This is a genomic window from Kitasatospora sp. NPDC058046, from assembly GCF_042885595.1.
Lineage (GTDB): Bacteria > Actinomycetota > Actinomycetes > Streptomycetales > Streptomycetaceae > Kitasatospora.
The window spans coordinates 30,650-55,285 of the sequence record NZ_JBHVRS010000022.1 but is presented as its reverse complement, the minus strand read 5'-3'; the positions used below and the strand labels follow the sequence as shown (position 1 = coordinate 55,285).

29 protein-coding genes are annotated in these 24,636 nt (G+C 72.3%); 17 read left to right on the top strand and 12 right to left on the bottom strand.

Annotated features, from left to right (window positions below):
• Window positions 1–158 precede the first annotated feature (158 nt).
• On the bottom strand, window positions 159–1,040 hold the full coding sequence (locus ACFVU7_RS34470; protein WP_049659506.1) for a DUF3027 domain-containing protein: 882 nt from the start codon (window positions 1,038–1,040) through the stop codon (window positions 159–161).
• 572 nt (window positions 1,041–1,612) lie between these two features.
• Between ACFVU7_RS34470 and ACFVU7_RS34465 the strand changes: the two genes are divergently transcribed.
• The 4 genes from ACFVU7_RS34465 (at window position 1,613) to ACFVU7_RS34450 (ending at window position 5,192) form a co-directional block, all read left to right on the top strand.
• Window positions 1,613–2,965: an MFS transporter gene (locus ACFVU7_RS34465; protein ID WP_049659510.1), complete on the top strand. Its 1,353-nt coding sequence runs from the start codon at window positions 1,613–1,615 to the stop codon at window positions 2,963–2,965.
• A 73-nt stretch (window positions 2,966–3,038) separates the two neighbouring features.
• The gene (locus ACFVU7_RS34460; protein WP_049659504.1) at window positions 3,039–3,569 is read left to right on the top strand and encodes a hypothetical protein; all 531 of its coding nucleotides are present in this window, start codon (window positions 3,039–3,041) and stop codon (window positions 3,567–3,569) included.
• Window positions 3,570–3,579: 10 nt separating this feature from the next.
• Window positions 3,580–4,329 carry a futalosine hydrolase gene (locus tag ACFVU7_RS34455; RefSeq protein ID WP_388049132.1) on the top strand — a complete coding sequence of 250 codons (750 nt, stop codon included), beginning with the start codon at window positions 3,580–3,582 and terminating at the stop codon, window positions 4,327–4,329.
• Window positions 4,330–4,340: 11 nt separating this feature from the next.
• Window positions 4,341–5,192: a 1,4-dihydroxy-6-naphthoate synthase gene (locus ACFVU7_RS34450; protein ID WP_388049129.1), complete on the top strand. Its 852-nt coding sequence runs from the start codon at window positions 4,341–4,343 to the stop codon at window positions 5,190–5,192.
• A gap of 49 nt (window positions 5,193–5,241) precedes the next feature.
• Here ACFVU7_RS34450 and ACFVU7_RS34445 read toward each other — a convergent pair whose 3' ends face one another.
• Window positions 5,242–5,625, bottom strand: a complete 384-nt coding sequence (locus ACFVU7_RS34445; protein WP_049658465.1) for a cold-shock protein — start codon at window positions 5,623–5,625, stop codon at window positions 5,242–5,244.
• 470 nt (window positions 5,626–6,095) lie between these two features.
• Between ACFVU7_RS34445 and ACFVU7_RS34440 the strand changes: the two genes are divergently transcribed.
• The gene (locus ACFVU7_RS34440; protein ID WP_049658468.1) at window positions 6,096–6,335 is read left to right on the top strand and encodes a hypothetical protein; all 240 of its coding nucleotides are present in this window, start codon (window positions 6,096–6,098) and stop codon (window positions 6,333–6,335) included.
• Window positions 6,336–6,380: 45 nt separating this feature from the next.
• On the opposite strand, the gene ACFVU7_RS34435 is transcribed toward ACFVU7_RS34440, so the two are convergent.
• The gene (locus ACFVU7_RS34435; protein WP_049658472.1) at window positions 6,381–7,010 is read right to left on the bottom strand and encodes an HAD family hydrolase; all 630 of its coding nucleotides are present in this window, start codon (window positions 7,008–7,010) and stop codon (window positions 6,381–6,383) included.
• 99 nt (window positions 7,011–7,109) lie between these two features.
• On the opposite strand from ACFVU7_RS34435, the gene ACFVU7_RS34430 reads away from it, so the two are divergent.
• From ACFVU7_RS34430 to ACFVU7_RS34415, 4 genes are all read left to right on the top strand, one after another.
• Window positions 7,110–8,153 carry an iron ABC transporter permease gene (locus ACFVU7_RS34430; RefSeq protein ID WP_049658474.1) on the top strand — a complete coding sequence of 348 codons (1,044 nt, stop codon included), beginning with the start codon at window positions 7,110–7,112 and terminating at the stop codon, window positions 8,151–8,153.
• A complete protein-coding gene (locus tag ACFVU7_RS34425; RefSeq protein WP_074005464.1) occupies window positions 8,150–9,244 on the top strand; it encodes an iron chelate uptake ABC transporter family permease subunit in 1,095 nt (364 codons plus the stop codon). The genes ACFVU7_RS34430 and ACFVU7_RS34425 overlap by 4 nt, the downstream gene beginning before the upstream one ends.
• Window positions 9,244–10,062 (top strand): ABC transporter ATP-binding protein, encoded by an 819-nt coding sequence (locus ACFVU7_RS34420; protein ID WP_074005463.1) that lies wholly within the window; start codon window positions 9,244–9,246, stop codon window positions 10,060–10,062. The genes ACFVU7_RS34425 and ACFVU7_RS34420 overlap by 1 nt, the downstream gene beginning before the upstream one ends.
• A gap of 85 nt (window positions 10,063–10,147) precedes the next feature.
• Window positions 10,148–11,137, top strand: a complete 990-nt coding sequence (locus ACFVU7_RS34415) for an ABC transporter substrate-binding protein (protein ID WP_388049126.1) — start codon at window positions 10,148–10,150, stop codon at window positions 11,135–11,137.
• A 421-nt stretch (window positions 11,138–11,558) separates the two neighbouring features.
• Here the strand turns inward: ACFVU7_RS34415 and ACFVU7_RS34410 are convergent, their stop codons facing one another.
• Window positions 11,559–11,927: a hypothetical protein gene (locus ACFVU7_RS34410; RefSeq protein ID WP_388049123.1), complete on the bottom strand. Its 369-nt coding sequence runs from the start codon at window positions 11,925–11,927 to the stop codon at window positions 11,559–11,561.
• A gap of 170 nt (window positions 11,928–12,097) precedes the next feature.
• Between ACFVU7_RS34410 and ACFVU7_RS34405 the strand changes: the two genes are divergently transcribed.
• A complete protein-coding gene (locus ACFVU7_RS34405; protein WP_388049120.1) occupies window positions 12,098–12,367 on the top strand; it encodes a GntR family transcriptional regulator in 270 nt (89 codons plus the stop codon).
• A 97-nt stretch (window positions 12,368–12,464) separates the two neighbouring features.
• On the opposite strand, the gene ACFVU7_RS34400 is transcribed toward ACFVU7_RS34405, so the two are convergent.
• From ACFVU7_RS34400 to ACFVU7_RS34390, 3 genes are all read right to left on the bottom strand, one after another.
• A complete protein-coding gene (locus ACFVU7_RS34400) occupies window positions 12,465–12,695 on the bottom strand; it encodes a hypothetical protein (RefSeq protein WP_388049118.1) in 231 nt (76 codons plus the stop codon).
• A 32-nt stretch (window positions 12,696–12,727) separates the two neighbouring features.
• Window positions 12,728–13,240, bottom strand: coding sequence for an NUDIX domain-containing protein (locus ACFVU7_RS34395; RefSeq protein ID WP_388049115.1), 513 nt, complete (start codon window positions 13,238–13,240; stop codon window positions 12,728–12,730).
• 513 nt (window positions 13,241–13,753) lie between these two features.
• The gene (locus ACFVU7_RS34390; protein ID WP_388049112.1) at window positions 13,754–14,005 is read right to left on the bottom strand and encodes a hypothetical protein; all 252 of its coding nucleotides are present in this window, start codon (window positions 14,003–14,005) and stop codon (window positions 13,754–13,756) included.
• 115 nt (window positions 14,006–14,120) lie between these two features.
• Between ACFVU7_RS34390 and ACFVU7_RS34385 the strand changes: the two genes are divergently transcribed.
• On the top strand, window positions 14,121–14,993 hold the full coding sequence (locus tag ACFVU7_RS34385) for a Scr1 family TA system antitoxin-like transcriptional regulator (protein ID WP_388049109.1): 873 nt from the start codon (window positions 14,121–14,123) through the stop codon (window positions 14,991–14,993).
• The gene (locus ACFVU7_RS34380) at window positions 14,953–15,156 is read left to right on the top strand and encodes a DUF397 domain-containing protein (protein ID WP_388049106.1); all 204 of its coding nucleotides are present in this window, start codon (window positions 14,953–14,955) and stop codon (window positions 15,154–15,156) included. Before ACFVU7_RS34385 ends, ACFVU7_RS34380 begins: the two co-directional genes overlap by 41 nt.
• Before the next feature lie 78 nt (window positions 15,157–15,234).
• Here the strand turns inward: ACFVU7_RS34380 and ACFVU7_RS34375 are convergent, their stop codons facing one another.
• Window positions 15,235–16,170, bottom strand: coding sequence for a major capsid protein (locus ACFVU7_RS34375; protein WP_388049103.1), 936 nt, complete (start codon window positions 16,168–16,170; stop codon window positions 15,235–15,237).
• Between the two features lie 629 nt (window positions 16,171–16,799).
• On the opposite strand from ACFVU7_RS34375, the gene ACFVU7_RS34370 reads away from it, so the two are divergent.
• On the top strand, window positions 16,800–17,177 hold the full coding sequence (locus tag ACFVU7_RS34370) for a hypothetical protein (RefSeq protein WP_388049100.1): 378 nt from the start codon (window positions 16,800–16,802) through the stop codon (window positions 17,175–17,177).
• 12 nt (window positions 17,178–17,189) lie between these two features.
• Here the strand turns inward: ACFVU7_RS34370 and ACFVU7_RS34365 are convergent, their stop codons facing one another.
• From ACFVU7_RS34365 to ACFVU7_RS34355, 3 genes are all read right to left on the bottom strand, one after another.
• Window positions 17,190–17,423, bottom strand: coding sequence for an HNH endonuclease (locus ACFVU7_RS34365; protein ID WP_388049097.1), 234 nt, complete (start codon window positions 17,421–17,423; stop codon window positions 17,190–17,192).
• Window positions 17,424–18,051: 628 nt separating this feature from the next.
• Window positions 18,052–19,719 carry a recombinase family protein gene (locus ACFVU7_RS34360; RefSeq protein ID WP_388049094.1) on the bottom strand — a complete coding sequence of 556 codons (1,668 nt, stop codon included), beginning with the start codon at window positions 19,717–19,719 and terminating at the stop codon, window positions 18,052–18,054.
• A 159-nt stretch (window positions 19,720–19,878) separates the two neighbouring features.
• Entirely contained in the window at window positions 19,879–20,661 is a 783-nt protein-coding gene (locus ACFVU7_RS34355) for a DUF6597 domain-containing transcriptional factor (protein ID WP_388049091.1), read from the bottom strand.
• 65 nt (window positions 20,662–20,726) lie between these two features.
• Between ACFVU7_RS34355 and ACFVU7_RS34350 the strand changes: the two genes are divergently transcribed.
• Window positions 20,727–21,314, top strand: a complete 588-nt coding sequence (locus tag ACFVU7_RS34350; protein WP_388049089.1) for a TIGR03086 family metal-binding protein — start codon at window positions 20,727–20,729, stop codon at window positions 21,312–21,314.
• A 69-nt stretch (window positions 21,315–21,383) separates the two neighbouring features.
• Here ACFVU7_RS34350 and ACFVU7_RS34345 read toward each other — a convergent pair whose 3' ends face one another.
• Window positions 21,384–22,259, bottom strand: coding sequence for a LysR family transcriptional regulator (locus ACFVU7_RS34345; protein WP_388049087.1), 876 nt, complete (start codon window positions 22,257–22,259; stop codon window positions 21,384–21,386).
• 107 nt (window positions 22,260–22,366) lie between these two features.
• Between ACFVU7_RS34345 and ACFVU7_RS34340 the strand changes: the two genes are divergently transcribed.
• The 3 genes from ACFVU7_RS34340 to ACFVU7_RS34330 all read left to right on the top strand — a co-directional run bounded on the left by ACFVU7_RS34340 (window position 22,367) and on the right by ACFVU7_RS34330 (window position 24,629).
• Complete coding sequence (locus ACFVU7_RS34340) at window positions 22,367–22,729, top strand: nuclear transport factor 2 family protein (RefSeq protein WP_049657787.1); 363 nt, start codon at window positions 22,367–22,369, stop codon at window positions 22,727–22,729.
• Window positions 22,730–22,878: 149 nt separating this feature from the next.
• The gene (locus ACFVU7_RS34335; RefSeq protein ID WP_388049084.1) at window positions 22,879–23,418 is read left to right on the top strand and encodes a hypothetical protein; all 540 of its coding nucleotides are present in this window, start codon (window positions 22,879–22,881) and stop codon (window positions 23,416–23,418) included.
• Entirely contained in the window at window positions 23,415–24,629 is a 1,215-nt protein-coding gene (locus ACFVU7_RS34330; RefSeq protein WP_388049081.1) for a sensor histidine kinase, read from the top strand. The genes ACFVU7_RS34335 and ACFVU7_RS34330 overlap by 4 nt, the downstream gene beginning before the upstream one ends.
• Window positions 24,630–24,636: the final 7 nt, after the last annotated feature.

Below are 24,636 nucleotides of genomic sequence, written 5' to 3'. Positions count from 1 at the left end.
GACCACGGACCCCGCCGGCGTCGGCCCCGGGACGGCGCCGACGGCGCCTCCCGCCACCCGCCCGGAGCCGCGCGGAACCGTCCGGACAGCACCGCGGCCCGCACCGGTCGGTGACCAGTGCGGGCCGCGGAAGACAGACCCGAGGGAAGGCCCGGGGCTCAGGAGTGGCCGAGCTCCTCGGCCGGGCCGTCGGGCTCGACAGAGCCGGAGGCACGGTCCGGGTGCAGCGGCAGCGGCTCGACCACCAGCTCGTCCAGGATCAGCTCGGACGGCGCCGGCGGAGCCGGGATGACGGCCGCCTCGGAGTGCCCGCCGCAGCCGTACGCGAAGGAGACGATCTGGCCGTCGGCCGGACCGAACTCGTTGCCGCACACGCCGAAGGCCTGCCCGAGCGAGCCGCCGATCGGCACCAGGAAGCCGCAGCTCGCGCACGAGGCCGGGGCGGCCTGCGCCATCGGGGTCTGCGGGCCGTGGGACTTCTCCCAGCGCTCGGCGGCCAGGTGCAGGCCGAGCCGGGAGAGCACCCGGCTGCGGCCGAGGCCCAGCTCCTCGGCGACGGCGTTGATCCGGGCACGGGCCGGAGCGGGCTGGACGTGCGGGTCGGTGACGACCAGGTCCTCGTCGTCCACCAGGGCGACCGCGGAGTTCGGCGCCGGCTCGTCCTCGCCGGTCCAGCCGGGCTCCAGCCGCAGGTCGTCGGCGCCGGTGGGCAGCAGGTCGCCCGGGCCCATGTCGCCGGGGCGCAGCCGGTCGCTCCACGGCACCCACTCGGGGGCGAGCACCGCGTCGGCGCCCGGCAGCAGCACGACCTCGTCCAGGGTCACGTTCTTGGCGCGCGGGGCGCGGGCGACGGTGACCGCCCAGTGCCACCCGCGGTAGGCCGCGTCCAGGCACTCGAAGGTGTGGGTGACGACGCGGTCGGCGTCGGCCTGGACGCCCAGGTGCGGCCCGACGGCCTCCGCACCGACGGCCTCCTCGGCGGCCTGGCGGGCGAGTTCGACGGCCTCGGCACAGAGCCGGTCGGGGGTACGGCTTCGCATCGCAGCACTCACGGCGTCGATTCTCTCCCAGTTCTTCTGTCGCCCACGGCGTGTTGCCTGTTCCGTCGCGGCTCGGTGTCCCTCGTCCATTCTGCGCGACCGGGAGCCCCCTCGGGTACCGGCCGCGCCGCTCGACCGGCCTGCCGGCGCCCCGGCGCTCCGGCGGGTCGACCTTGGGCAGGCTACCCGTCGGCCGGTGCCCCGGCACAGTCCGGGGCGGACACGGCCGCTCCGGGGCCGCGCCGAGCGGAGTCCGGTCCCGCGTCGGCTCGGCGTTTCTGGGGCAGGATGGGCTTGTGGCGGACCACGACCCGTCGCAGCACGCACTGCGCGCCCCGCAGGCCGGCAGCCCCGACCAGGCGGACGCCGTGCCGCGACAGCAGCCCCCGGTCCCCGGCGCGGACGAACCGCAGCCGGCGGACGGCCCCGAGGCGCCCGCCGGCCCCCCGGACCGGCCCGGGAACGAGGCCCCGGAGACGCCAGGAGCCCCCGACCGGACCGCGCGGCAGCCGGACGGGCACGGGGACGACGACGAGTTCGGGGACGAGGTCCCCGAGCCCCGCCGGCACTTCCTGGTCCGCACCGCCTCCGCCGCCGGCTCCCGCACCGGCAAGGTGGTGCACGGCACCGGCCGGCGGATCCGCCGGGCCACCGCCGCCGAGGGCGCGGGCGAGTCCGGCCTCGCCAAACTGATCGAGCTGCACGCGCTCAACTCCTTCGGCGACATGCTGATCACCATCGCGCTGGCGTCCACCATCTTCTTCTCGGTGCCCACCGGCGAGGCCCGCGGCCGGGTCGCGCTCTACCTGCTGATCACGATGGCCCCGTTCGCCCTCCTCGCCCCGGTGGTCGGCCCGCTGCTGGACCGCCTCCCGCACGGCCGCCGGGCGGCCATGGCGATGGCCATGCTGGCCCGCGCCGTGCTGGCCTGGACGATGGCCGGGGTGATCGCCGGCGGCGGCATCGCGCTCTACCCGGAGGCGCTCGGCGTGCTGGTCGCGTCCAAGGCGTACGGGGTGGTGCGCAGCGTGGTGGTGCCCCGGCTGCTGCCGAGCCGGCTGTCCCTGGTGAAGGCGAACTCCCGGGTCACCCTGGCCGGGCTGCTGGCCACCGGCGTGGCCGCCGCGGTGGGCGGGCTGCTGCACCTGATCGGGCCTGGCTGGCCGCTGCGCGGCGCCTTCCTGGTGTTCGTCGTCGGCACCCTGATGGCCTTCCACCTGCCGCCCACGGTGGACTCCGCCAAGGGCGAGCAGCGGGCCGTCCTGCACGCCGAGGTGCACGGCGAGGGCTCGCACCTGATCCACCACCGGCCGCCGCCGGTCAAGGCCTCGCTGCGCACGGTCGGCCCCTCGGTGATCCTGGCGCTGCGGGCGATGTCGGCGATGAAGTGGCTGGTCGGCTTCCTGGTGATGTTCCTGGCCTTCCTGCTGCGGGAGGAGCCGATCGGCGGGCTGCGGCCGACGGTGGCGCTGGGCCTGGTGGCGCTGGCGGCCGGGACGGGCAACGCGCTGGGCTCGGTGCTCGGCTCCTGGCTGCGCACCCGGGGCCCGGAGGCGACGGTCGCCGCGATGCTGCTGCTGGCGACCTGCGTGACGGCGGCGGCCGCGCTCTGGTACGGCGTGGTGACGGTGGTTCTGGTCGCCGGGGTGGCCGGGATGGCGGCCTCGCTGGGCAAGCTGGCGCTGGACGCGCTGATCCAGCGGGACGTCCCGGAGGCGGTGCGGACCTCGGCGTTCGCCCGGTCGGAGACCCTGATGCAGGTGTCCTGGGTGGCCGGCGGCGCGGTCGGCATCCTGCTGCCGCTGAACGGGGAGCTGGGCCTGTCGATCGCCGCCGGGGTGGTCGGCCTGGCGCTGCTGTGGACGCTCCGCTCGCTCTTCCGGGTGGGCCTGCGGCGGCACCCGGCGACCCCCCGGGTGGCCTGAACGGGGCGGTGCGGCAACACGCGGTGCCTACCCCCGCGTCGCGTGATCGGCCCGGCCCGGTAGATTCTGACGCATGAGCCTCAATTCCCGTGCCATCGCCGCCCTCGGCGCCGTCGTCGTGGTCGGCGCCGCCACGGTGGGCACCTCCGTCGCCATCGCCGCCGGCCAGACCGAGCACATCTCCCACCAGGCCACGCTCACGGTGGGCAACTCCTCGGTCGTCGCGCAGCCGCTGTGCTGGAACGGCGGCAGCCCGCTCACCGAGGACCAGCAGCAGCAGTGCCAGGAGGACGCGACCAAGGCGCTGAAGGACGGCTCGCTGCCCTCCTCGGACGTCGTGGGCAGCGACCGGGTCGGCGTCGGCGTCTCGCCGAACGTGGCCGACACGGGCTGGTGGGCCTTCACCAACGGCGGCTCGGCCAACCAGGGCGGGCGCTACAGCCTGTTCTCGGCCGCCAAGGGCCAGACCTGGTCCGGCGCCCAGGCCGCGGGCAAGCTGCTGAACTCCAGCGGCAAGACCGTGGTGACCGTGGTCGAGGGCGACCCGAACCAGGAGGCCCCGATCGCCGTCTGGTACTTCCAGCTGAACACCCAGGACAGCTGACGGTCCCGCGATGACCGCGCACGCCGTCGCCGACGGCCGGGGCGAGCGGTCGGACCCCGCGGGGGCCCGGCTGCTCGTCGTCGTCGCGGTCGCCGCCGAGGCCGAGGCGGTGCTGCGCGGCCTGCCCGGCGGGTCCGCCGCGCTGCCGCTGCCCGGCGGCACGCTGCACCGGGCCCTGGCGGTGCCGGTGGACGTGCTGGCCGCCGGGGTCGGCCCGGCCGCCGCCGCGGCCGCCGCCGCCACCGCGCTGGCGGCCCACCCGTACGCCCTGGCCGTCTCGGCCGGGATCGCCGGCGGCTTCGCCCCGCTCGCCCCGGTCGGCGCCACCGTGCTGGCCGACGCGATCGTGGCCGCGGACCTCGGCGCCGAGACCCCCGAGGGCTTCGCCGACGTCACCGAGCTGGGCTTCGGCACCGTCCAGCACACCCCGCCGCCGGCCGCCGTCGCGCTGGCCGCGCGGGCGCTGGACGCCGTGACCGGCCCGGTGCTGACCGTCTCCACCGTCACCGGCAGCGCCGAGCGCGCCGCCGCGCTGGCCGCCCGCCACCCGGGCGCCGTCGCCGAGGCGATGGAGGGCTTCGGCGTGGCCGAGGCCGCCGCCCGGTACGGCGTGCCGGCCCTCGAACTGCGCACCGTGTCCAACCCGGTGGGCCCGCGCGACCGGGCCGCCTGGCGGATCGGCGAGGCCCTGGGCGCGCTGGAACGGGCCTTCGCCGCCCTGCCCGTCCACGAGCTGGCATCCGCACCACGAACCGATTGAGGAGGCCGGCCGTGGCTGAACGGCTGAGCATCGCGTACTCGCCCTGCCCGAACGACACCTTCGTCTTCCACGCCTGGGCGCACGGCCTGGTGCCCGGGGCGGACGCCCCCGAGGTGACCTTCGCCGACATCGACATCACCAACGGGCAGGCCGAACGCGGCGAGCTGGACGTCCTGAAGATCAGCTACGGCGCGCTGCCCTGGGTCCTGGAGCAGTACGCCCTGCTGCCCTGCGGCGGCGCGCTGGGCCGCGGCTGCGGCCCGCTGGTGCTCACCCTGCCGGGCGTGGACTCCCCCGCCGACCTGGCCGGGAAGACCGTCGCGGTGCCCTCCGAGCGCTCCACCGCCTACCTGCTGTTCCGGCTCTGGGCGGCGAAGGCGGTGCCGGGCGGCTTCGGCGAGATCGTCGTCCTGCCGTTCCACGAGATCATGCCCGCCGTCCGGGACGGCCGGGTGGACGCCGGCCTGGTCATCCACGAGGCCCGCTTCACGTACCAGCAGTACGGCCTGCACAGCCTGGCCGACATGGGCGAGGCCTGGGAGCGGGAGACCGGCCTGCCGATCCCGCTGGGCGCGATCGTCGCCCGGCGCTCGCTCGGCGCCGAGCGGCTGCGGGAGATCGCCGACGCGATCCGCTCCTCCGTCCGGCAGGCCTGGGCGGACCCGGCCGCGAGCCGGGGGTACGTGCTGGCGCACGCCCAGGAGATGGACCTGGACGTCGCCGAGCAGCACATCGGTCTGTACGTCACCGAGTTCACCGAGGACCTCGGCGAGGAGGGCTACGCGGCCGTCCGCGCGCTGCTCACCCGGGCCGCCGCGGAGGGGCTGGTGCCCCCGCTCGACCCGGGTGTGCTGGCGTTCTAGAGCGTTCCGACTTCAGCGCGTTCCGGCTCCAGGGCTGTCCGGCTCCCCGTCAGACGTCGAAGTTGTCGGCCACCGCGCGCAGCAGGCCGGCCAGCTTCTGGCCGGTCGGCTTGGCGGGGTAGCGCCCGCGCTGGAGGCCGGGCAGCACCGCGTCCAGCGTGGTGATCAGGTCCTGGACGATCGGCGCCATGTCGTCGGCGCTCCGCCGCTGGGCGGCGGCCACCGAGGGCAGTGCGTCCAGCAGCTGCACGGCCATCGCCTGGTCCCCGCGGTGGCCGGCGACCACGCCGAACTCGACCCGCTGACCCGGCTTCAGCGACGTGACACCGTCGGGCAGCGCCTTGGTGTGGACGAAGACGTCCCCGCCGTCGTCGCGCGACAGGAAGCCGAAGCCCTTCGTCTCGTTGAACCACTTGACCTGGCCGGTGGGCATCTCGAACAGTCCTCGAATGGGTGTGAGGGATCCCGGCCCTGGCCGGGGATCACTGGGTGGTGGGGAAAGGCGGCCGACCTCGGCTCGGCGCCCGTGGGCGCTCGTGGCCGGCACGCGGTCAGGAGCAGACTAACCGTCCGTCACTGCCTCATCCGCGTTCCGCGAGGGACCCGCGTTCCGAGGCCCGGTGGGGGCGGCGGGAACGGGATCTCGCGGTCACGGGCGACCCGGCACTGGCACGGCCGGGGCGCGGCTCCGCGCGGTCCATCGGCTCACACCCCCGGGTCTGAGGACGCGGGGCGCACCTGTAGCGCCCCTCGGCACCCCGTGCATACCCCCGCTCAACAGGGATCAAAACGTTCAGCTGCCGGGAAACTGCGCAACGTGACCGGCCCGCTCCGGTGGGCCTCCCCGGCGGCCGCTCTGCCAGACTGGGGGCAGTTCCGACCGGCCCGTAGGAGTGAGCAGACGTGAGCAGCCAGAGCGCCGACCCCGGCGACGTGTACGTCAAGGCCGGGGTGATCGTCTTCGGTCTCGGCGCGCTCGCCACCCTGGTCACCTTCGTCCCGCTGTTCCTGCACCTGACGCCGCTGCCGACGGCCGCGTACTGGCTGAGCATGCTGATGCCGGCCGGCTTCCTGGCCGCGCTGACCGGACTGCTGCTGAACGCGCGGGCCCAGCGCCGCCGGATCGAGCCGGTCGAGTCCTGAGGCCCTCCGGCTCCTGAGGCCCGCGGGCCTGCTCCGGCGCCCGCCCTAGCGGTCGGCCAGGTGGCCGGCGAGCCAGTCCGGGAAGCCGGTGAGGTCGTCCAGCACCACGTCCGCGCCCGCCTCGTGGAGTTCCCGCGCGCTGTACGGGCCGGTGGGCACGCAGACCGCGAGGGCGTCGGCGTGCCGGGCCCCGCGGATGTCGCCGAGGTGGTCGCCGACGTAGACGCTCGCGCCGTGCTCGCGCAGCGCGTCGCCCTTGGTCTCCGCCCACAGGTCGCCGATCACGGTGTCCGCGGCCAGCCCGGCGTGCTCCAGGTGGAGGCGGGCGTTCGGCTCGTACTTGCCGGTGATCACCGCGACCCGGCCGCCGTGGGCGCGGACCGCCTCGACGGCGGCGTGGGCGCCGGGCAGGGCCACGGTCGGGGCGAAGGCGTGGTCGCGGTAGAGCTCGCGGTAGCGGGTGACGGCCCGCTCCACCTCGTGCTCCGGGAACCAGTTGCGGATCTCGTCCAGCAGCGGCGGGCCGAGCCGGGTGACCACCAGGTCGGCGTCGATGGGGGTGCCGGTCTCGGCGGAGAGCGCCAGGTAGGTGGCGCGGATACCCGGCCGGGTGTCCAGCAGCGTCATGTCGAGGTCGAAGCCGACGGTGAGCGGGGCGGGTGAGGTCGCGGGCATGCCGCCAGGCTACCCAACGGGTGCCCCGGGCCACGAGGCGATTTGCCCGGGCTTCACGGCGGAACTTAGGTTTGCCTGAGTTGTCAGCGGAGAGGGCCCATGACCGACACCAGCGCACCACCCGGTGCGCCCCGCGCGCCGTACCGCGCGCCGCGGCGCCGAATACTGTGGCTGGCCGCCGCACTCGTCGTGCTGGCCGCCGCGGTGCTGCTGAGCCTGGCGGTCGGCAGCCGGACCATCCCGTTCGGCGACACGCTGGACGCCCTGCTGCACGGCGGCGACACCGCGAACGCCGTGGTGGTCCGCGAACTGCGGGTGCCGCGCACCGTCGTCGGACTGGCCGTCGGCGCGGCGCTCGGCCTGGCCGGGGCCGTCATGCAGGGCCTGACCCGCAACCCGATCGCCGACCCCGGCATCCTCGGCGTCTCCCAGGGCGCGGCGGCCGGCGTGGTGGTCGCCATCTCCGGCTTCGGCGTCTCCACCCTCACCGGGTACGTCTGGTTCGGCTTCGCCGGCGCGGTGATCGCCACCGTGCTGGTGTACGGGCTCGCCGGGCGCGGCCGGGGCGGGGCCACGCCGATCAAGCTGGCGCTGGCCGGCTCGGCGACGTCCGCCTTCATCGCCTCGCTCAACACCCTGGTGCTGACCACCGACGCGGCCACCATGGACCAGTTCCGCTTCTGGCACGTCGGCTCGCTCTCCGGGCGGACCTCGGACGTGGCCTGGCAGCTGCTGCCGTTCCTGGCCGTCGGCACGGTGCTGGTGGTCGCGGTGGCGCGCGGACTGGACGCGCTGGCGCTCGGCGACGACACCGCGAAGGGGCTGGGCGCCAAGACCGGCCTGGTCCGGGCGGTCGGCGCGCTCGGCGCGACCGTCCTGACCGGCTCGGCGGTCGCGGCGGCCGGCCCGATCGCCTTCGTCGGCCTCGCCGTCCCGCACGCGGCCCGCGCGCTGGCCGGCGCCGACCACCGCTGGATCCTCGCCTTCTCCGCCGTCCTCGGCCCGGCGCTGCTGCTGCTCGCCGACACCCTCGGCCGGGTCCTGTTCCCGCCGTCCGAGGTCCCGGCGGGCGTGATGACGGCGCTGGTCGGCGTCCCGGTGCTGGTGGCCCTGGTCCGCCGCCGCAAGGTGGTGGCGGCATGACTTCCGTCCCCGGTACGAGCTCCGTCCCCGGCACGGCATCCGTCTCCCGCAAGGTCTCGCTGCGCGGCTACACCGTCGTCCGGGCCGGGCGGGCGTCGTTCCTGGTGCACCGGCGCTCGCTGGCCGTCACCGTCGGGCTGCTGGTGGCGCTGGCGGCGACCGTGGTGGCCTCGCTCTGCCTGGGCGAGTCCACCGTCGCGCCGTCCGAGGTGGTCAAGGTGGTGCTCGGCCGGCCGAGCCCGCACGAGCTGGTGGTCGGCGAGTTCCGGCTGCCCCGGGTGGTGGTCGGGCTGCTGGTCGGCCTGGCGCTCGGGCTGGCCGGGGCGCTGATCCAGACCGTCGCCCGCAATCCGCTGGCCAGCCCCGACGTGGTGGGCGTGACCTGGGGCGCGACCGCGACCGTGGTCGGTCTGATGGCGTACGGCGTGGTCGGCTCGACCGGCCAGGCCCCGTACGCGGCGGTGGCCGGCGGCCTGGTGGCCGGGCTGCTGGTGTACGCGCTGGCCTGGCGGCGCGGCCTGCACGCGCAGCGCTTCGTGCTGATCGGCATCGGCATCAGCGTCGCGCTGTCCTCGCTCACCTCCGTCTTCCTCACCAAGGGCGACGGCTTCCAGGCCCAGGCCGCCAAGGTCTGGATGACCGGCAGCCTGAACGGCGCCGGCTACGACCAGGCCGACTGGCTCGCCTGGGTGCTGCTCGCCGCCGTGCCGGTCGCGCTGTGGGCCGCCCGCGCCCAGCGGTCGATCTCCTTCGACGACGCCACCGCCGTCGGCCTCGGCCTGCGCCTGGACCGGATCCGCCTCGGCATGGCGCTGCTCGGCATCGTGCTGGCCTCGTGCGCGGCCGGGGCCGCCGGGCCGGTGGACTTCGTCGCGCTGATGGCCCCGCAGATCGCGCTGCGGCTGGCCCGCTCGGCACAGGTCCCGCTGTTCTGCTCGGCGCTGACCGGCGCGCTGGTGGTGGTCCTCGCCGACCTGGTCGCCCGACGGCTGCTGGCTCCGACGGAGCTGCCGGTGGGCGTGGTGACCGGCCTGGTCGGCGCGCCGTACCTGATGTGGCTGCTGATCCGATCCCGCCGTGGAGGTTCCTGATGTCCGAACACCGCCTGGAGGCCCGGGGCCTCACCCTGGCCTACGAGGCGCGCACGGTCGTCGAGGACCTGGACGTGGCCGTCCCGGACGGGCGGGTGACGGTGATCGTCGGCCCGAACGCGTGCGGCAAGTCGACCCTGCTGCGGGCCCTCGGCCGGCTGCTGAAGCCGGTCCGGGGCGCGGTGCTGCTGGACGGCGAGGAGCTGGCGCGGATCCCGACCAAGCGGATCGCCCAGCGGCTCGGCCTGCTGCCGCAGTCGCCGTCCGCCCCGGAGGGCATCTCGGTGGCGGACCTGGTCGCGCGCGGCCGCCAGCCGCATCAGAGCTGGTGGCAGCAGTGGTCGCCGGAGGACGAGGCGGCGGTCGCGGAGGCGCTGGAGCGCACCTCCACCGCCGAGCTGGCCGAGCGGAGCATGGACGAGCTGTCCGGCGGCCAGCGCCAGCGCGCCTGGATCGCGATGGCGCTCGCCCAGGGCACCGACATCCTGCTGCTGGACGAGCCGACCACCTACCTGGACATCGCGCACCAGGTGGAGGTGCTGGACCTGGTCCGCCGGCTGAACGTCGAGCGCGGCCGGACGGTCGTCGCGGTGCTGCACGACCTCAACCAGGCCGCCCGGTACGCGGACCACCTGGTGGCGATGCGGGACGGCCGGGTGGTGGCGCAGGGCGCGCCCGGGGACGTGGTGACGGCCGAACTGGTACGGGAGGTGTTCGGACTGGACTCGGTGGTGGTGCCGGACCCGGTGACCGGCACGCCGCTGGTCGTGCCGGGCGCCCCGTGGGCGGCGCTCGCCCCGGACGCCACTCGCGCCTGACGGCCCGCGCTTAACGGCACTTTAAGTGCCATTTCGGACATAATCGACGGCGCCCCGACCCCACCGCGCCGCCAGAGGACCGCCGATGCCCCGGATCTCCCGCCGCACCCTCCTCACCGGCCTCGGCGCGGGCGCGCTCGCGGCGGCCACCGGCTGCACCGCCGCCCGGCGGCCGGCCCCGGCGACCGCGGACGGCCCCGCCGGCGGCGCCTCGCCGTCCCCGACCCCGGTGCCGTCGGTGACGGTGAACGCCGCCACCGGCCCCGTCGTGGTGCCGGGCGCGCCGATGCGGGTGGTCGTGCTGGACACCGACGTGCTCGACTCCGCGCTGACCCTCGGCATCACCCCGGTCGGCGCCGCGCTCCCGGCCCGCGACACCCGCTACCCCGAGTACTGGCCGACCTCCCGGACGGCCGGGATCCGGCTGGTCGGCCCGGCCGGCTCACCCGACCTGCCGACCGTACGGGCGCTGCGGCCGGACCTGATCCTCTCCAACCAGACCCGCGACGGCGACCGCTACGAGCAGCTGCGCGAGATCGCCCCGACCGTGCTCACCCAGACCGCCGGGGCGCCGTGGAAGGCCGACTTCCAGCTGCACGCCCAGGCGCTCAACCGGGAGGCGGCCGCGGCGGCCTTCGCCGGCGCGTACCAGAAGCACGCCGGGCAGGTGGCCCAGGCGCTGGCGGCGGCGAAGCTGTCCGGGCGCAAGGTGAGCCTGGTGCGGTTCGTGGAGGGCGGCGGCATCCGGCTGTTCGGCCGGCAGAGCTTCCCCGGCACGGTGCTCGCCGACGCCCAGGTCGGCCGGCCGGACGCGCAGAACGTCGACCAGTCCGACACCGAGATCCCGCCGGACCAGCTCGCCAAGGCCGACGGCGACCTGCTGCTCTACGCGACGTACGGCGATCCGGAGCTGTCCGGGGCCAACGCCGCCCTGGCGAGCCCGGGTTGGCAGGCGCTGGGGGCGGTCAAGGGGCACCGGGCGTTCCCGGTCGACGACCAGCTGTGGTTCCAGGGGATCGGGTACACCGGGGCCAACTACGTCCTGGACGAGCTGCAGCGCTTCCTCGGAGCCTGACCCGCCCCCGCGTAGCGGGCCGGGGGCACGCCGACGGCGGCGGCGAAGTCCCGGGTGAGGTGCGCCTGCTCCCCTTAGACGTAGCATACGCGGCCGCCTCTGATCCGGGGTCAGACCGCAGAAAGCCCCGTCCGGAGAGGTTCCGGACGGGGCAAGGTGGGGTCTCACTCGGGACAGGACAGCGAGCACGCCCACAGGGTGTACCCGGGCCCGCTTGCGGCTTCCTGGTGGCCAATCGGGACCGGGGTGGTAGTTGGGCCCTTGCAGCGCGTGCAACGCACGGGAGCGAGACGGGGCCACGTTTCACCGAGCCGGTTCGCGTGGTCGTCTCCGTGGAACGGCTCACGGTTGCACGGCGCACCGACGGGACGTCCGGGGCGAGGGGCACCGCACGTCGGCTTCGCGGCGGTCGCCGGGGTCATCACGCCACCGCCCCGGAGAAGGTAGGCGCACCCGGGTAGGTGTACCCGGTGTCCGGCCGGTTCCTGGCCACCGCGCGCAGTGCTTCGCGCCGTTCGCGCTGACGCTGCCTCTCGTTGTAGTCGCGCTGCATCTCGTCCAGCTCGGCGAGCCACGCGGCGTGGTCGATGTGCGGACGGATGAGCGGGCCCATGTACTGGCGTTCCGGCTCCGGGGTCGGTTCGCACGGGGCAGGAGTCGACGGCTCGGAGACGGGCAGCCGGGCGGGGACCATGGGGGCCGCAAAAGGCTGCGGGGCGCGGTGCTGGCCGTGAGCCGGCAGCAGCAAGCGCAGCACCCAGAGTGCGGCCAGGACGATAAGCTGAGTCATGTCTTAGCTCCGAGAAAGCTAGGGCCATCCCCGGGACGAATCAGCGGCTGCAACCGCCCTCGTCGCCGGGTTTTCTGTTGGGCTGCTGACGATATCCCCACTCCTCTAAGTCGTCTACTCCTCTACCCTTCTAAGTAGAGCTCGAAGCCGGGTCTCCGTACTCTTCTGGCATGCCCGTCAGCCCCGCTCAGCGCCCAAAGCGCGTTCCGCCGTACCTTCTCGTTGCCGACGAACTCACGGTCGAAATTCACGCGGGCGTGTACGACGCCGGGACGCCGTTCCCGTCTGAGTCGGCGCTCGCGGAGCGCTTCAAGCGGGCTCCAATGACCATTCGGCGGTCACTCGAAGTGCTCCGCGAGCGCGGACTGATCGAGACGGAATGGGGTAAGGGCTCGTGGGTGGTCCCGCTGGAGAAGCGCCCGGCCCCGACCACGGAGTAGGGCAATGCCCCGCCCGAGCGGACTCGGACGGGGCTAGACCCGTCCGATCGGACTAGCCATCCAAGTTGGCAGTCGGACCGGACGGGAGTCGGGATCGTCACGGCCGAACCGTGCGGCCGGAGATGAGAATGGCTTCCCAGGGCGTGGATTCGACGTGTCGCATGATCGCCTCATCCAGAGACCGGACGGCATACCCGCTGGCGCTCAGCTGATCACGAAGCCATTCGGGGTTGCACCCGTAGAGGATGCCGAGAGTACGCAGACCGACACCGGTCGTGTGACGGTGGGCAACGGCGGGCAGTGCGGCGGCAACGAGCTTGCGAAGCATGTGCTGGTGGTCAGCTTCGGTGACGGCCCACATCAGGCGTCGCGCCGTTCGATCGCCGGCTGACCGATGTACAGAAGCGGCTGACACAGCCCTTGGGCCAGGATGCCCAGGGCCACCCGGATGTGCAGCAGCGTGCCGGGGCTCACGACTTCGGCCAGCTCATCGGGCGAGAACCATCGGTACCCGCTGAACCGCTTGAACCCGGCCACCGGCATGCCCTGTTCGGCCAGCAGCTTCATCTCCAGCCGGGACGCTTCCCCGCCGTCACAGACGATCGTGACCCCTTCGGGTTCTCCGGTCGCCGGGTTGGCCGGGATCTGGTCAACGCCCAGGTGGTGCGAGACGAACCGGCGAAGCCCGGTCTGTTCGGCGAGTTCGCGCGCCGCAGCGTCGGCGATCTGCTCTCCCTGGCGCACGTAGCCTCCCGGCAGCAGCAGCCCCGGCTGATCGGTGGGCACCATGAGCAGGACCCGCCGATCCGCGTTCGTGATCAGAATCTCGGCCCGAACCCAGCGTTCGGGACGTCGAAGTTCCTTGTCCTTCAAGGGCGTTCCTATCGTTGTGGAGCCCGTCCGGTCGGCTCGGCAACTTCGGACGGCTGGACGACCGGGACGGGGGCCTGAGCATCGTTCCCCGGCCGTCCGTCGGTGGGGGTCTGTGTGGTGGCCCCGCCCATCCACGACGGGGGATGCGCGTACGGACGGAGCCACCACTCCCGTACCGGGCGTTCCGCCCCCGACCAGCTTCCCCAGGGCGGGGCACGGGAGTTGGAGCCCGTCCCAACCGGGGGTGCCCGGAAGGCGTCTGGTCGGGACGGGAGCCTGTAGGTGCTACTCGGGGGTCGGCGGCAGTCGCAGGCGCCGCCGGTCGAGCTCCGCACGAAGCTCCACATGCCGGGGGGGTCACGTGGGTGTACTCGGTGCGGACGATCTGTCGTCGCCTCGGACTGAACAGGGCGACTGGCCAAGCGAATTGGAGGTGCAGACCCCAGAGCATCTGAGTCGTGACCACCGGGTGGGTGACCCGGTGGAACCACAGCCGGCCCCAGGACCGAACCGTCACGCCATGACCGGGGCGGGGACGCTGGTGACTCGCTTCCGGCCACAGACCTGAACGCGGTCGTCCTGCGGGTGCATCTTCAGGTGCTCCGACGGCAGCAGGAAGCCGAAGTGGCCGTGGGAGCACGCCCAGGTGCTGATGCCGTCCGGCTGCGGCGGGTCCGGGCTGATCTCCTCGCCGTCCGGGCACCGGTCGGGTTCCTGGTCATGGGTGAGCAATGAGGGAAGGACGGTGCCGTGTCGCGTCAACATGCTGCTCCGTTCCGTAGTCGGCCTGCTACCAGCATCGGCACACGGCGCTAGCATCGGAAGGGCCGTCATGTTTCCAACGGCAGCAGCAACCGGGGCGAAACATGAAGGAGCAGCAGTGGGTTGGAAAGAACGGGAGCTTCAGCCCGACAAGAGCCCGCGCCACTTCTACGGCTCTGAGATCCGGCGACTCCGCAAGCTGCACGACAACATGTCGCTCGGCAGACTCGCCAAGATCCTCAACTTCTCGCTGGGACACCTCAGCCGGATTGAGGGTGGCGACTCGAAGCCACCAGAGGGTCTGTCCGAGAAGTTGGACACAGCGTTCAACACCGACGGGTCGTTCCAGCGCTACTACGCACTTGCAAAGCGGGAACCCTTCCCCGACAAGTACTCGACGTACCTGAAGTTGGCCAACACTGCCATCGGCCATGCGTCGTACACGCTGACAGTGCCCGGCCTGCTCCAATCGGAAGCCTTTGCCAGCGCGGTGCTCAACGCTGGCGAGCCGCTCGCTACTCCGGAGGAGTTGGAGGACTGGCTGACCACGCGTATGGCGCGTCAGACCCGGCTCCACCAAGACCCACCACCGTGCCGGTACTGGTTCATCGTGGACGAGTGGGCATTGCGGCGCCCGGTTGGTGGGGCCGCAGTCATGGTCGAGCAACTGTCTTTGCTTCTCGCCGCATGCCAGCTTCGACATGTCACGGTCCAGGTACTCCCGTTCAGCGCAGGAGTCCACTCGGAGATGGGAGGCACGTCCCTGATCTTGCTGACCCTGCCCGATCAAGAGGTGATCGCGTACGAGGAAGGCAGTCGGTCGGGCCACCTGATTGAGGATGCGCACGCCGTGGCTCAACGCCGCGACCTCTACGATCTGCTGAGGGCCCAGTCTCTCTCTCCACACGACACCGAGGCCGTGATCAGATCGGCACTGGAAGGATTCGCCAATGCACTCCGAGGAACTGCCCGCCCACTGGCGGACGAGTAGCTACACCAACGGGAACGGCGGAGACTGCGTCGAAGTAGATGACAACCGCCCTGGAACTGTCCGTGACACCAAGGACCGCCAAGGACCCTGGCTGCATTTCACCCCCGAGGCATGGGCGTCGTTCGTCGCGGGTGTCCAGGCCGGGGACTTCGGCACCGTCTGACCCGCCAACGCAAAAGAGGCCCCCGGCCCCACAACCCGCAAGGGAAGTGGGGACGGGGGCCTTTGCCATGTTAGTAAGTCAGCCAGCGAGAACGTTCACCAGGCGCGCCGCCGCCTTACCGCCGAACAGCGCAATGCCGCAATAGAACTCAATGCGGGTTCGATAAACCGGCTTGTCGTGCGCTTCGCCGAGGTCGGTCACCTGAATGCCACCGTTCGTCAGACCCGTGACACCGGCGTCCGCCTCGGTGGTACCGAACCGAACCGCGTAAATGTCGCCAGTCTCCTTACCGCCGGTACCGGCCGTGAGCGGGAGAATGTCGGTGCCGTCGAGCTTCTGGCCGGGGTCGAGCATCGGGATTCCGTTCCACATGGTGGCCTTCTTGCCGTTGATCTCGGACGTCAGCAGCTCCGCGCCACCGAGCCGGCGGAACCCGGAGCGGATCTTCGCCAGGATCGCTGCGTTCATGTACAGCGCACCGTTCTGCCCGGTAATCCCACGAACCTGCGCGGTCAGCGCGTCGAGCGCATCGAAGAAGTCGTATCCGTTGGCAACCGGGCCGACTCCCTTCGCATCGAGCACCTGCCGCCCGATCAGGCGCTTACGCAGACCGTCAAGTCCCTTCGGATCCACTGCGGTGTCACCGTTGAAAAACTGGTCAGCAAAATGCAGCGAAGCGGCCTTGACCTTCAGCGTCTCCTGGATTGCCCGCTGATCATTGACATCGCCGCGCGTCTGCACAAGGAACTTGTCCACATCGGAGTCACCACCGAGAATGGCAAGGGTTTCGATGCGAGAACTCACCGCACCCACACTCTCGGGGTACGCTTCATTGACAGCTCGGAAGGAAACTCCGGGAAGTGCGGATTCCTCATTGTATCGATACGCCGTTCCCTTGGTCTGAATAAGGGGCAAGCGGTCAAGGATAGGCGACTCCTGGATGAACGTTTCGATTACGCCACGCTGGAGGTCTTCCGTAGAGAGCTTGGCGGATTCAGCAAGAGTCAGGGCCATAGTTAAAATCCTCCATTTTGAACAGTGGAATTCGGCATCGAGCCTCGGCTCGTAGAAATGTCGAAATTAGCCATCGGAAAGTTTTGCCTCCCTGCCGGTCAGGGTCAGGAGGGAAGGGGGTCACCCCCCTGGGTAAACCCGCAGGTCAGAGCCCTGTGACCGGCTTAACCCGCTCGGCAGCCCAACCGCCCGGCTGGTGGGTGGCGGTCTCTCGGTTGTGACACTGCGTACACAGCGGGCGGAGCCGCGACCATGCATCCGGATCTTCGACACCTCGGGCAAGCAGCGAGCGACGCGACTCCGGGTGATGGTCGGCGACCACGGCCGACCGTCCGCACAGCAGGCACCAGGGGTGCGCGTAGATGTACGCCCGTCGGACCCGGGCCCATCGACGGGAGTCGTAGCCGCGCTCTGCCGCACTGCCTCGCTGCTGCTCTGCCTCGCGCTGGTGCTGCGGACAGCGACCACCACGGACGGTCAGCTCGGGGCATCCGGGAACGCTGCACGGGGGGCGGGGTCTTCGGGGCACGGGGCACCTCCGATCTGTCAAGAGGTAGTGGTTTGATAACGCTCCGTCATGGGAAGATCCACCGCGCGTCGGCAGCGAGCCGGCCAGTAAGGAGACAGCCATGCCCGAGGACACGCCCAACTCAAAGGGCCCCGCGAAGGTGCAGATGTCACCCGAGCAGATGGCAAACCTTGGACTGACTCCCACCCCCGCAGCAACGGCGCCCACGGAACCCGCACGCGTTCCGGCCGACCAGGTCAAGCCCGAGGACATCGGCACGCTGGCAATCGAGTACCGCGACGGTCAGCCCGTGATCGTCGTCAGGGGCGGAAGCGTGATTCCCGCAGCGCTCGCCGTAGTGGATGCGTCAGGCAATCCTGCCGCGCGGTTCCAGCCCCTGGATCTTTCCGAGTTGGGGGGCGTCAAGCCTTCCGCCTTCAACCAGTACACCTTCAGCAGGAACGACCCGGTCAATTTCATTGACGCGAACGGCAACTAACGTTCTAGTGGGTCAGATCTGTGGACGCTGGTGGTCGAAGTCCTCTCGGGTCTTGGCCTGATGGCACGACTTGCAGAGCACTTGAACGTTGCTGTCGGTGTCCTCGCCGCCGAGGGCGAGCGGCTGCCGGTGGTCGACGTCGACCAGCTCGGCGGGGAAAGTCTCGCCGCACAGTCCGCACATCGCGGAGCCTGTCCGGTCGACCAGCCGGCGAAGCCTCTCCGCGCCGCTGTGGCGCCGTGCCACCAGGGCGAGCAGCCGGCGGCGGGCACAGACACTCGGGCGGGCTTCGTAGGCCGTGTGGTGGGCCTCGCAGCGCCCCCGGTGAGTCGGGGGCGAGGGGCAGTCGATACAGCGCACGATGCCCCCTCGGTGAACAGTTGCATCAAGCCGAAGACCACGATCTCTGTGCATCGCGCCATCTGGCGATGGTGGGGACTGCACGCGCTTACGACCCCTTTCGGCCCGCCCTGGCGGACGGGGTTACTCGTGGGCGGTGCAGCCCCCGCACCCTGCCGCACGACTCCGGCGGCCACCCGGTAACGCGGGTACGTGGTGCACGGGCAGGGTTGCGAGAGAGGGGCGCAGGCACTCGGTCCGCCGGGTCCCGTCGGTGGGGTGCGCGGTACTCCTGCGCTCCCTCTCACTATTAGAAGAGGGGGACGAATTCCCGCGGGCCGCCGAACGTGCCGCCGGAAGCGTCCCGCCCCCTCTCACTACTAGAAGAGGGGACGAATTCCCGCGAACGTCGAAGGGGTGACGGGGTGACGTTCGAAGGGGTGATTTCAGTTTCTTCTTAGACTTGCTGTGTCATAGAAGAAACTGAATTTGGCCCTTCGAACGTCACCCCGTCACCCCTCGGGCTGTCGAGCGGCTACGCAGCGAGGGCGGACTCCGACGCTGGTGCGCCCACCGGCACGGGCGGTACCGAGTCCGGGTCGTCCTCGGCAGGCTCCGCACCGGGCTCGGCGAGCCGGACGGTCGTACGGCCCACCTGCGGAGCCTCGGACTGCGGCTGCGGGGCCTCGGGACGGTCCTGGTCGCCTTCGACCGCGCCCGTTACCTCGGCCCCGGGGTCGTGGTTGATCTCGGCCGTGATGACCACGCGGTTGGCCTTCCCGCGGCCCCACACCGGGTACAGCACGACCTTGACGCCGTACTCGTCCAGCATCTCGCGGCGCCCCGCTCCGTCCGCCTCGCGCCATCGGTCGGCGACGGTCTGCCCGGTCGGTACGACGTGCCAACCGGCGGGCCGCTCGGGCTTCTTCTTCAACTCGGCTATGTCGCTGGTGAGCTGCTGGTACCGGTCCTGGTACCACGCTGCGTCGTCCTCATCCTCGTACAGTCCTGCGTTCCGGTCGTCCCGGAGCCGCTTCCGGGCTGCTTGCAGCTCGGCAATCTGGCTGGCGTAGCCGGTGCCCGGGTCGAAGACCCGTTGCATGATCTCTGCGGAGCCGTAGCGCTCCAGGAACCAGGTCGCGACCCGCCCTTCGACGTCCGGTACGCCGATTGCGGGGGCGGGTTGGCAGTCCTGCGAAGTGATGATTCCCATCATCCGGCCCGTGCACCGGTAGGCAGGTATCGCCCCTTCCTTCGTGTTGATAGCTCCGTTCCGGTACAGCCGCTCATTACAGTTTCCGCAGGTGATCCGGCCCGCACATGTGAGGGTGCTGCCCGGGGTCCTTACAGCACGTGGCAGCGTGGGCACCTTTTTGGCGGGAACAAGCTTCGTCTTCAGCGCTTCGTGTGTCGCGCGGTTCCACAGCTCAGGCCCGATACGGATTGGCCGTCCGTCATCACCGATCAAGGGGCGCCCCTTGTACATGCGATAGCCCAAGGCAATTTCGGAGATGAGAATCCCCTGCAAACTGTCGCCTCGCCATGGCTTGCCCTGCGGCTCGCGGCCGTACATCACGGCCCGCCAGTCATCCGGGCTCAGCACCCCTGCCCGGGTCAGGCGTGCAGCCTCGCTGTAAACGGTGATCTTGCCGGTCGAGTCTGCAAGAATCCGCCGGGCCACCTCCTGAATGTTGGCCTGTGCGCCGGGCTCGAACTCCCGGCCGGTGATCTTTCCGGCCTTGTCCCGGACGTTCCGGTACCCGTAGCTCGGCTTACAGTTCACCTGCCCGGCGGCTACGGCGCGCTTCGTCTCGTCCTGTACCCGCTTCTTGATCGACCGGTGTTCCATCTGCGCACCGAGCGACTTGATAGAGAACTCGGTTTCCTGGTTCGAGTCGTCAAGGTCCCACAGCCCGGGGTGGTCCGCGGTCACCAGGTGGCGCCCAGCCGCCTTGTTCTCGTAGGCGGTCACAAGGGTGTCGACCTGGTTCCGGCCGATCCGGTCGACTGCCGCAGCAGCCAACCCGTCGTAGGGGCCACGCTCACCGCGGAGCCACGGACCGAGTCCCGGCCGGGTCTTCGGGTCGGTGGCGCCGGACACCTCCCAGTCGTCCGCCCACGCGATGATGTGCCCGCCGACTGCCGTAGCTCCCTCGATCACCTGCCCCATCTGTCGCGCGGGGCTGTTGGTGCCGGCGGTCACTCGGGACAGTCGACGGACGCCCACCAGGCACATGCCGCACCCGTCGTACGGTGTCACCGGGGCGTTCTCGGTGCCCGCGATTTTCTTTGGGGCCATGGGGCCTCACTCCTCATCACTAGTTCTAGTACATGAGGAGCAGGACAAATTCCTGTACTACGGCTAGGCCGACCAGCCGTGCGCCTGGTCCGCGTACCCCAGCTCGGCGGCGAGCGCGGCCAGGTCCAACCCGCCGTCCGTCCCGGCGCGTTCGGCGGCCTCGTGGAGGCGGGCCCGGCGCAGCACCCACTTCGGGGAGGCGCCGACGTACTCGGCGAACAGGCGCTGGAGGCGGCGGACCGTCAGGCCCAGCTCGGCGGCCAGCGCGTCCACCCGGCACAGGTCCGGCCTGCCGGTGATCCGGTCCACCATCGCGGCGACCTCGGCGGCGACCGGGTCGGGCTCGGGCAGCCGGGGGCGGAGGAAGGCGTCGGCGAGGGCCGCGGGGTCGCCGGACGCCCCGAGGACCTCCGCGTTGAACCGGTCGGCCCCGGGCCCGAAGTACTCGGCGGCGGGCACCGACCGGTCGGCCAGCCCGCTCACCGGGTGCCCGGCGAGCGCGCGGAAGGCGCCGGCCCGGAACCGCGCGCCCAGCACGTGCCCCGCGCCCTCCAGTCGGCGGACGAAGAGCGAGCGGTCCACCCCGTACACGCGCGCCCGCGGGGCCTCGAAGACCAGGTGGACGTTCGGGTGGGCGAGCACCTTCTGCTCGTACGGCGGCAGGCCGCACAGGTCCCAGCGGACCAGCCAGTAGTACTCGACGAACCGGGCCACGGCCGGGTCGGGGACGAGCCGGTCCACGGTGATCAGCTCCGCCGCCCGGGCGGGGTGGAGCACGCCGCGGCCGAGGCCGGGAGCGTCCGGGGGTTCCAACGGGTCCAGGGGGTCCAGGGGGTCCGTGCCCATGCCGCCAGGCTAGTCGTCGCGTTTCTTCAAGACCGGCCGGTACGGCCCCGCGCAGAATCGGCGCCATGACCGCCCACCCGTTGCACCCGCTCCTGGCCCGCGCCGCCTCCGCCGCCGCCGCTGTCGCCACCGCCGTCCCGGCCGACCAGCCCCTGGACGCGCCGACGCCCTGCACGGAGTTCGACACCCGTGCGCTGATCAACCACTGGGTGCTCTACACCTCGCACGGCCTGGAGCACCGGGCCCGGCGGGTCGAACTGCCCGAGGAGCTCGGCGCGCGGGACTTCACCGCCGACGCCGACTGGCGCTCCGGCTACGCGGCCCAGCTGGAGCGCGCGGTCGCGGCCTGGGCGGACCCGGCCGTCTGGGAGGGGGACGTCGACCTCGGCGGCGCCCCGGTACCGGCGGTCGGGATCGCCCGGATGCTGGTCCTGGAGCTGCTGCTGCACGGCTGGGACGTGGCCCGGGCGACCGGCGGGCGCATCGGGGTCGACGAGGAACTCGCCCTGCTGGCCGGGGAGATCGTGGCGGAGAACGCCGAGCTGTACCGCCGGTACGCGGGCTTCGCCGAGTCGGTGGCGCTGCCGGAGGACGCCTCCGCCTGGGACCGCGCGCTGGCCGCCTCGGGGCGCGATCCGCGCTGGAAGGCCTGAGCTCCGGTCGACGGGCCCGCCGGCCCGCCCGCGCCGGTACGGGGGACGGCGCGGCGCGGCGGGCGGCGCTCAGGCCGGGCGCATCGCCGCGGCGAGCTTCGCGCGCAACAGCCGTACCGCCGGGGACTGCTGGTCGCGGCGGACGACCAGCCCAAGCCGGGCGCAGGTGGCGGCGTCGGCCAGCGGGACGGCCCGCAGCCCGGCACCCGTGGCGGAGGAGGCGCTGAGGACGGCGACGCCCGCTCCGCGCTCGGCGAGCCGGAGCAGGGCGGCCGGGGAGCTGGCCTCGATGTCCACCCGCGGATCGAGGCCGAGCCGGCGGCAGGAGTCCTGGTAGGCGGCGCGCAGGCCGGTGCCCGGGGGGAGGCAGAGGACCTTCTCGCCGCGCAGGTCGGCGAGGCGGAGCCGCGCCCGGTCGAGGGGGTGCCCGGCGGGGACGACGGCGGCGATCGGCTCGTCGACGACGACGGTGTCCTCCAGCCCCGGGGCGGCCTCGCCGGTGTAGCCGATCAGGGCCAGGTCGAGGGAGCCGGCCAGGACCTGTGCCTGGAGGTCCTCGGAGTGCCCCTCGTGCAGGCTGAGTTCGATGCCGGGGTGGCTGCGGCCGAGGTCGGCGACGGTGTCCAGGAAGGGCGGGATCGAGCAGCCCATGATCATGCCGAGCCGGACCCGGCCGCGGACGGCGTCGGCGAACTCGGCGGCGGTGTGCTGGATGGCGCCGAGGGTGGCCAGGGCGTTCCTCGCCAGCGGGAGGACCGCCTCGCCGACCGGGGTGAGGCGCACCTGGCGGCCGGTCCGGTCGAGCAGCTGCTGGCCCAGTTCGCGCTCCAGCTTGGCCACTTGGGTGCTGACGCCGGACTGGCTCACGTGCAGCCGGGCGGCGGCGGCGGTGAAGGTGCCCTCGTCGACCACGGCGGCGAAGTAGCGCAGCTGGTGCATCTCCATGGGCGACGACGATAGGCGACCGGACCCCTGCGGCATAACCGGAAGAGATGGAATCCATCCGATCCATCTGTTGGACGGATGGGTTGGGTGCTCGGGAGGATGGTGGCATGACGACGACGAAGACCGCGCGTGAGCTTGCCGAGACCTACTTCACCGCCTGGGAGGCGGGCGACTTCGAGACCGTCCGGGGCCTGCTGGCCGACGACGTCGACTTCGTCGGCGCGCTGGGGACGGCCTCCGGGGTGGAGGAGGCGCTGGCCGGGCTGAAGGGGCTCGGACAGGTGCTGGAGAAGATCGACGTGAAGGTCCGGGTGGCCGAGGGCGACGAGGTGATCACCTGGTTCGAGCTGCGCACCAGCATCGCCCCGCCGGCGCCGACGGCGAACTGGATGCACGTCGAGGACGGGCGGATCACCCGGATCCGGGTGACCTTCGACCCGCGCGGGCTGCTGGCCGGCTTCGGCGGCTGAGGGGCCTCGCGGCCGCCCGCGGGACGCGTGCGGGGGGCCGCGACCGACCCCGCTCGGTCACTCACCCGAGCAGTCATCCCCCGCAGGCGACGCGGGACGGGGCGCGCTACCACTGGGTGAAAGCCCCACTCCCCTCCGGGAGCCCCACCATGAGCGAATCGACGATCCCCGCGCCCACCGTCGGTGCCACCGTGCACCACGTCGAGTCGGACGGGAAGGCTGGTCCGGCCCTCGCCCACGGCATCCTCATCGGCCCCCGCACTCTCCTGGTGCCCGATCCGCCGCGCACGGTCGGCGACCCGTGGCAGAGCCTCGCCGTCCGCATCACCGTCGCCCCCGACCCGGGCGACGGCACCGAGGCCCTGCGCGTGGCCGGCATCAGCCTGGCCGCCTTCGCCACCGACGACGTCCGCGCCGCGGCGGCCTTCCTGACCCTGCTCACGCCGTCACGGCACGCGCCCGCCCCCGGAGAGGTCACCCGGGACCGGCTCAACGACACCCTGCGGCAGTACCGCGGCGACCTGTGGGCCGCCCACGCCGCCCTCGGCTATCCGGTCCGTCCACCGGAGCGCGCCACCCCGCCGGAACCGTGGTGGTCCGACATCCCGGTGGAGGGGTTCCGGGAGTTCGACGACAACTGGTGCTGCCTCGGCTCGAACACCTCGTGCTGCCGGGAACTCCAGTTGTGACGGAGGTCGCGACAGACGGCGTCCGCCGCCGGGGGTCACCGACCGTCACGGCGGCGGACGCCGCGCTGGCACTGGCGGTCACCGTCCCCGACGTCTTCTTCTACGCGGCCCCACTCGCGACCGGGACGAACGTCCGCGACCAGCTGCTGCTGGCCGCGTTCGCCGTCCCGGAGGCCGTCGCGCTGACCTTCCGCCGACGGTGGCCGGAGGCGGTGTTCGCCGTCGTCTGGGCCGCCGCCGTGGGCGCGGCCCTGCTCTCCCTGAACAGCGGCTTCGCCTTCACCCCCTTCTTCGGCGTACTGCTCGCGCTGTACACGGCGGCCCGGCTGAGCGGCCGGCCCGCCTCCGTCGCCGCCCTCGTGCTGACGGCCCTGCCGATCGCCCTGGCCATCTGGTACCCGATCGCCGACCGGGCGGTGCCTCCCTCCCGTCGGACGTCGTACCTCGTCAGCGGCATCGCCTACTTCCTGCCGATCACCGCCGTCGCCTGGGGCGCCGGCCGCCGGGTCCGGGCCGCCGCCCTCGCCGCCGAGCGCGACCAGCGCGAACTCGCGCGCGCCCGCCAGGCCGTCCTCGGTGAACGCGTCCAGATCGCCCGGGAGTTGCACGACATCGTGGCCAACGCGGTGGCCGTCATCGTCATGCAGGCCGACACCGCCCGCTGCACCGCGCCCGCCGACGCCGACCGGCTGGCCGGCACCCTCCGCGACATCGAGGAACTGGGCCGCAACGCGATGGCCGAACTGCGCCGCATGCTCCGGCTGTTGCGCACCGCCGACGTCCCCATGACGGACGGGACCGGGCGCCACGGGCTCGCCGACCTGGGCCCGCTGCTGGAGGACGCCCGACGCGCCGGGGTCCTGATCGACCTGGAGGTGCGCGGCACCCCGGCCCACCTCGACGACAGCGTCGACCTGACGGCCTACCGGCTGGTCCAGGAGGCCGTCACCAACATCATCAAGCACTCCGGCGCCGGCAGCCACGCCTCGGTGCGGATCAGCTGGTCCGAGGTGCTGACCCTCGACGTGGTCGACGACGGCGCGGGCCGCCGCCCCGAGGCCCGCCGGGGACTGTCCACCGGGCACGGCCTGCTCGGACTCGCCGAGCGGATCGCGCTGTTCGGCGGCGAGCTGACCGCCTCGCCCTACCGCACGGGCTTCCGGGTCACCGCCACCCTGCCGCTCTCCCCGCCGCCCGGCACGGCGGGCTGACCGGCCA